The following is a 6,872-nucleotide window of genomic DNA, read 5'->3' on the forward strand; positions in this document are numbered from 1 at the left end:
GCTCCGGGCCATCATCAATGGCCACAAGCAATCCGATATCGACGCCCTGCTGCCTTGGAATTACGCCCAGCCAGTGTGATCGGCGCACCGCTTACGCTGATCCGCCATCACGACACTCCCTTCTCCATCAGCGCCAGGGGATCACAGACATCGCCGAAGGGCGAGGGGTTTTCAGGGAGTCCAAGCGACCCGCGCTGGCCTCGCCTCGCTACGCGAAGGCTCCGCTCAGCCCGCGCTGCCGGCGGAAATTACACCATCCCGCGGGACACTGCTCTCCCGGGTAAACCACCGCCAACGTGGCGCCAACAGGCCGGGTCAAATCGGGCAACGTGTTCCGCCTTTGTTTGCGGTTTGTTGCGGCCGAATGCGGTGAATGTTCTCGCGCCGATCTGGCGCCAGAATTGGCGTAAGGCTTTGTAATGTTTGGGAAAATTAATTGGTTGCGGGGGCAGGATTTGAACCTGCGACCTTCAGGTTATGAGTCGCGCCGAACGAACCATGAACAATCACTCGGAACCGCGAGTTCTTACGCAGTTTCCGATACTTGCCGATCCCGGCGAAGGGGTCCCGCTGCGCACGATCTGTCGGGATTGCGCAGTGTTTTTCGGCCTCGTGCTTCCACAATGCTTCCAACGGGCCGAGACTTGATTTTCCGGTAACAAAACCATCAGTGCAGCGTGCCCGGCCGCTCGACCACATAGGTTTCCAGCATCTGCTGCCGCGCCTTGCGACAGGACTGGATGATCGTGTTGATTTCGGTCTCGGCGATCCGGGTTAGTTCGCGGAGGTGCTTTGCGGTGTCCTCCATGGTCGATGTGTCAGTCGAGCCCGGCGCATCGGCCGCAAGGTTTTCGGTCGCCGCGAACAATGCGCGCAGCTCTCCCAGAATGCCGATTGCCCTGTGTGCGCTTTCAGGGAAATCCATCTCGTCCTGTCCCGCGAAAAGCCCGTCGATAAAGCCGTCGAGTTCCTCGCGCCGAACCCTGGCGAGGCGCCCGAGATACGCGTGGCTGGCCGGTGCGATCTTCACCCGGGCGAGCTTGAAAGGGTCGCTGCGCTTCTGGTGCACGCTGAGGCCGTTCCACAAGCCATGCAGCAGGGTGCCGAAGAAAGCTTCCGCCTCGCCCTTGTCCTCGAAGACGGGAAGTTCGTCGTTCCAGACACGGTGGATTTCCTGCATGGGCGATGCATTCATGTCCGGCGTCGCGATGTTGCCCATGAAGCGTGCACGGACCTGATGATACGGAAGCGGGCACGCGTAGCGCTTGAGGAGCGCCCGGATCGCACCATCATCGACTGACTGTTTCTTGCCCCGCGCTGCCATCACGTCTCCTGTCGGCTCTGGGCAAAGGTTAGTATATTGGCCGTGCGAGCGCCATAACAGCTGACCCCTTTCGAGCAAGCGCGTGCCGCTCGGTCGTGGCGTGACCCACGCGGTCGCGTGTCATCAGCCCTCGGCCAGCGACCAGAAGCCGAACTTTCTGCCGTGTTCCTTCTTCAGCCGAGCAACGTAGGCCTCGTGCGTCTCGAACGCGCCGAAGTCCTGGATATCCTCCGCGAGCCGGGCGCACTCGGTCAGGTGGTCGGCGGCATGGCGATATCGTTTCGAGCGCGCCTTGGTCAACGTGAAGTCGATCATCGCGCGCAGCGCCAGCGTCGCCGCCAGCGGATGACGCTCTGACAATGCCTCTGCCGCGGGCACCAGATACTCGTAGTGATCCCCGTCGATCTCCGAATGCCGGGCCACCAGGAGTTCCGCGGCGCGATCCAGCGCCGGCCAGTCGAGGAAGAACTGAAGCGCAGCAAGAAGGCTTGGATGGGCCGTGGCCTGCGCCATCGCCCTCTCTTCGGCCTCTATGTCATCGAAGTCAGGCAGCCGCTTGAGATAGGCGCGCAGATGCTCGACCGAGAGGGTCCGCTCGAAGGTTTCCCAGCGTAATGCCTGAGCCTCGTCTAAGCGGCCCAGCGCTTCAAGCACCGCGAGGCGCGTCTCGGTCCATTCCCTCGGGATCCAGCCGTTATTGCCGAACTCGGCCCGCTCGATGAAGCCGAGCGCATCCTCCGCACGGCCCGCGCCCAGAAGCCGCTGCGCAATCTCGGCTGCGATCTTCGGAACCCGGCGCGTCTCGGGTTCATACTGGGCGATGAAACCATCGACGTCGCCCAGCGCATCGGCGATGTCCTTGAGCGCCATCGAGACGGTGCTCTGCCGCGCGCGTTCCGCCATCTCGTGGGCATGTCGGGGGCCGCCACTGCCCCAGCCGACCTCTTCCCATTCGCTTTTCGGGGGCACGGGCACCGGCGTGCGCCCGAGCTCCTCGACCAGCTCCTTCAGATGCTCCAGACCATCGGGACCGAGCGCGGGCGCCATGAGCGCGATCAGATCGTCATACTGGCCATAGCCATTGTCCTGCAGCGCATCGAGAACCTGCCGCGCCAGCGCCTTCGGTTCCGGCCGGGCGACCTTCGCCAGCGCGCCCAGATCGGCGCAGGCCTGGTGGAAGATGTCGATGACCGTGCCGCTGGAATCGTCGCAGCGCTCGAACACCGGCGTCGCGAGGCCCATGAACCGCCACATCAGCGTCAGCGCCTCTTGCGGATCGGCGGGGGCGATCTGCTCGACGATGGCGCGCCGCTGGGTTTCGAGGTCATCGACCAATGCCTTGCGGTTCTTCCAGGTAACGAAGCTGCGGGCGCGGGCAATGCTGGTCAACCGCTTGGTGATCTCCCGCGCGGCCTCTTTCGGGCCCTGCGCGCCCGCCAGCGCGAGACGCAGCTTGCGCTTGGCGGCCGCATTGCCGGTGCTGATCTCGACAAGGAGTTGCGCCAGGCGCGCCGCACCCAGCGCCTCGAGGTTTTTTGCATTGAGGGTGGTCTTGGAAGCCATTGGAACCCCGATATCCTTTGCAGGCCAGCTTATCAGCGGGTCGCGGGGTCCGGAACCTGCGATGTGATTCGATGGGCTCACCGATTCCCCGCGCCAGAGCGCGGAATCCCCCTACTCGGTAATGCGCGCCATTTCCTTTTTCTTCGCAATTTCAATGTGTTCGTTGACTGTCGCCCGCGCTTCAGCACTGTGGAACGGCGAAATAACCACCGAAGAGCGCCATGCCCAGGATCACCAAACGCCTCGTCGACGCCGCGGAAGCCCGCGCCACCGAATACTTCGTCTGGGACAGCGAGATCCCTGGCTTCGGGCTGCGCGTGCTGCCAAGCGGGCGCAAGAGTTACGTGGTCCAGTATCGCGCTGGCCGCCGATCCCGGCGGATCAGCCTCGGGCCCAGCACGGTTCTGACCTGCGAGCAGGCGCGCAACCGCGCCATCGCCATCGTCGCCGCCGCGCGCAATGGCGAGGACCCCGCCGCCGAACGCGACGCAGAACGCAAGGCAATCACGGTGAAGGAACTGGCGGAGAGGTTCGACCGGGAACACATCTCGGTGCGCCTGAAGGCCAGCACGGCGAAGGAATACCGGCGCAACCTGCGGCGCTTCATCCTGCCCGCGCTTGGGCAGCTTACGGTCACCGGAATCACCCGCGCGGACGTCGCGAAATTCCATCACGACCTGCGCCACATCCCCTATCAGGCGAACCGTTGTCTCGAGGTGATCTCGAAGATGTTCAGCCTCGCCGAGATGTGGGGCCTGCGTCCGGACGGCACCAATCCGCGAAAGCACATCCGGAAGTATCCCGAGGAGAAGCGCGAACGCTTCCTCAGCGCCGCCGAACTGCGCCGGATCGGCGAGGTGCTGCGCGAGATGGAGGCCGAAGGGATCGAGCTGCCCTCGGCCATTCTGGCCGCGCGGCTGCTGATCCTGACCGGCTGTCGGCTGAACGAGATCATGACGCTGAAGTGGGAATACGTCGATCTGGCCGAGCGCGCCCTCCGCCTGCCGGATTCCAAGACAGGCGCGAAGATCGTCCATCTTGGCCAACCCGCTGTCGACCTGCTCCGCGACGCGCAGCGCATCGAGGGCAACCCGTGGGTCATCTTCGGCACCCTGCCGGGCAAGCGCCTGAGCGACTTGCAGCCCTTCTGGCAGCGCGTCCGAGCCCGCGCCGGCGTCAAGGACGTGCGCATCCACGACCTGCGCCACACCTTCGCGTCCGCGGCCGTCGCCTCGGGTCAGGGCCTGCCGATGATCGGCAAGCTCCTCGGGCACACGCAGGTCCAGACGACGGCGCGTTACGCCCACCTCGCCGCCGACCCGGTGCGGGTGGCGGCCGACGCGGTGGCGCAGAACCTCAAGCAGTCCTTGGGATAAACGCGCGCGGCCGCTTCCTTTTCCGATTGATCGCGCTGTGCCTCGCCGCTACCTTCCGAGAAAGCCCAGAAATTAGTCGCGCTGGGGCAATTGGGAGCGGGGCGTGAACAGGAACAGGAGCGAACTTCGCTGGGGAGTCGAGCAAAGGCTCGAGTTCATCGAGTTTCGCCTGTTCTGGGACGGGCATGTGAATCGCAGCGACCTGATGGATCAGTTCGGGATCTCGGTGAACCAGGCGTCGTTGGACCTGAGCCGCTACATCGAGATGGCCCCGGACAACATGGTCTACGACAAGAGCGCGCGCACCTATGTGCGTGGCCGGGATTTCGTCTGCCGATTCCGCCCGCCGGACGCCGCCCGCTATCTCGCTCAGCTCCGGCTCATCGCCGACGATGTGATGGATCCTGCTGAGTGCTGGATCGCAAAGCTTCCGCCTTTTGCCGTGGCACCAACGCCTGTGCGAGGCGTCGATCCGGTGACTTTGCGTGCAGTGCTCAGCGCCATACAGCGGTCCGAAGAGATCGAGGTGAAATATCAATCCCTGTCGAGCCCGGAGCCGCGCTGGCGCTGGATCGCGCCTCACGCCATCGGGTTCGACGGGTTCCGCTGGCATACACGGGCGTATTGCCTGACCGACGAGTACTTCAAGGACTTCCTGCTTTCGCGGATTCTCGACATCCGCGGGTCACGGAAAAGCGAAACGTCGGCCCACGAAGATCACGACTGGCATTCCGAGGTCACCCTGGAGGTCGGCCCCCACCCTGATCTCTCGGAGGCGCAGGCCAAGGTCATCGCGCTCGACTATGGGATACGAGGCGGCAAGGCGAAGATCACGGTTAGGCGCGCGCTTCTCTACTACGCGCTCAGGCGGCTCGGGCTCGATACCGACCCGGCCGCGCGGCGCCCACAGGATCAGCAGATTGTTCTACTAAACAGGGATGCGCTTGGTGCGCCGGCTTCATCCGGGCCACGCAGACCGCAGACGGGCAGATAGATACAAGATATTGTTGAGTAGGGATTCTATCAGCATGAGCACTCTCGACCAGGCGACGCTGGGTGCCGAATGGGACGCCGACCAGCTACAAGTGATCGAAGCAGATGCCGACGCTCGGCTTTTGATCGAAGCGGGTCCCGGAACCGGCAAGACGGCCGTTGCTTGTGCGCGACTTGCTCACCTGATCAGAGAAGAGGATGTCGAACCGAGCAATACTTGGATGATCAGCTTCACTCGGACTGCAGTGGCAGAAATCCGCGCGAGGCTTCATTCCTACGTCGGCGACGCTTCCTTTGCGATCAGGATAGCGACGATCGACTCTCACGCGTGGTCCATTCATTCGGGGCACGACCCGAATGCAAGGCTGACCGGGTCCTACGAAGAAAACATCGCGCGGGTCATCGATCTCCTGAAGGCTGACGAAGATGTGGCCGATGAACTGAGCCAGATCGAACATGTCGTAATCGACGAGGCACAGGACCTCGTAGGTCAGCGAGCAGACCTGATCGAAGAACTGGTCAAGAGATTGCCGCCTGATTGCGGGGTCACGGTGTTCGCCGACGAGGCCCAAGCCATCTATGGGTTCTCGGACGATAATGTCGGACGTCGCAACGTTGGCGCTGCCGGATCAGGGAAGCCGCTGCTCGACAGGCTACGCGCAGAAAGCTCCCTAGGCTTCGAGACACGGATCCTCAAGGAGATCTATCGCACGTCGTCGCCGGGACTTCGAAAGATCTTTTCCGATTTGCGGAAGAATGTCCTCGACAAAAACAGGCATCGCGACGGACTTCACGCCGAGACGGCGGAAACAATCCGCGAGTTTGCGGACAAGAAGGGCTTGAAATGGACTCGGATGAAGGTCGCGGACTTCACCCGAGACGATCTTCTGCTCTTCAGAACTCGTGGGGAGGTGCTTATGGCTTCACAATTCTGCGACCTCCCACATCGGCTGCGCCTTTCGGGATATGGAGCCACGCTCCCGGCGTGGCTTGCCATTTGTTTCTGGGATTTCGATGATAGGTACTTGGCTGAGCGCCGTTTTCTCGATCTATGGGCAAAGCGAGTTGAAAATGGAGTTGCGGCGCCATATGGGCCGGCTGAAGCGTGGAAGCGCCTCTTGCGTGTCGCGGGTCGCGGTGACGGGTCGGTCGACATGCGCAACCTGAGAGTACGGCTGAGTCGAGCACGACCGCCGGTGGAACTGGCGCTCCCCGAGTATGGCCTGGAAGGCCCGATAGTCGGAACCATCCACGCCAGCAAAGGTCGTGAAGCCACCAATGTGGTACTTCTCATTCCTAATGACCTGCCCCCCGCAAAATCCCTCACCATGATGTAGAGTCTGCTCAACCCTGAAGGAGCAGACGACATGAGGAAAAGCCGTTTCACCGAGGCGCAGATCATCGGGATGATCAAGGAGCAGGAGGCAGGCATGCCGACGGCGGAGGTGTGCCGCAGGCATGGCCTCAGCCCTGCGACGTTCTACAAGCTGAAGTCCAAGTATGGCGGGATGACGGTGTCCGAGGCTGCCAGGCTGAAGGCGCTGGAGGACGAGAACGTCAAGCTGAAGCGGCTGCTGGCCGACGCGATGCTCGACAACGTGGTTCTGAAGGATCTT

General features: G+C 62.7%; 6 protein-coding genes. 4 read left to right on the plus strand and 2 right to left on the minus strand.

The window, feature by feature from the left end:
* Positions 1-667 precede the first annotated feature (667 nt).
* The gene (locus tag BLQ14_RS15145; protein WP_092501405.1) at positions 668-1,324 is read right to left on the minus strand and encodes a hypothetical protein; all 657 of its coding nucleotides are present in this window, start codon (positions 1,322-1,324) and stop codon (positions 668-670) included.
* 123 nt (positions 1,325-1,447) lie between these two features.
* Positions 1,448-2,887 (minus strand): DUF6880 family protein, encoded by a 1,440-nt coding sequence (locus tag BLQ14_RS15150; protein ID WP_092501406.1) that lies wholly within the window; start codon positions 2,885-2,887, stop codon positions 1,448-1,450.
* A 221-nt stretch (positions 2,888-3,108) separates the two neighbouring features.
* Between BLQ14_RS15150 and BLQ14_RS15155 the strand changes: the two genes are divergently transcribed.
* From BLQ14_RS15155 to BLQ14_RS15170, 4 genes are all read left to right on the plus strand, one after another.
* Complete coding sequence (locus BLQ14_RS15155; RefSeq protein ID WP_092501407.1) at positions 3,109-4,263, plus strand: tyrosine-type recombinase/integrase; 1,155 nt, start codon at positions 3,109-3,111, stop codon at positions 4,261-4,263.
* A 103-nt stretch (positions 4,264-4,366) separates the two neighbouring features.
* Positions 4,367-5,257: a BrxR family helix-turn-helix transcriptional regulator gene (locus tag BLQ14_RS15160; RefSeq protein ID WP_092501408.1), complete on the plus strand. Its 891-nt coding sequence runs from the start codon at positions 4,367-4,369 to the stop codon at positions 5,255-5,257.
* Positions 5,258-5,291: 34 nt separating this feature from the next.
* Complete coding sequence (locus BLQ14_RS15165) at positions 5,292-6,593, plus strand: UvrD-helicase domain-containing protein (protein WP_170068492.1); 1,302 nt, start codon at positions 5,292-5,294, stop codon at positions 6,591-6,593.
* Positions 6,594-6,623: 30 nt separating this feature from the next.
* Positions 6,624-6,872, plus strand: a 249-nt coding sequence (locus BLQ14_RS15170) for a transposase (RefSeq protein WP_143004512.1), incomplete at its 3' end; no start/stop codon positions are given.

The sequence above is a fragment of the Meinhardsimonia xiamenensis genome (assembly GCF_900102905.1).
In the GTDB taxonomy this organism is placed as follows: domain Bacteria; phylum Pseudomonadota; class Alphaproteobacteria; order Rhodobacterales; family Rhodobacteraceae; genus Meinhardsimonia; species Meinhardsimonia xiamenensis.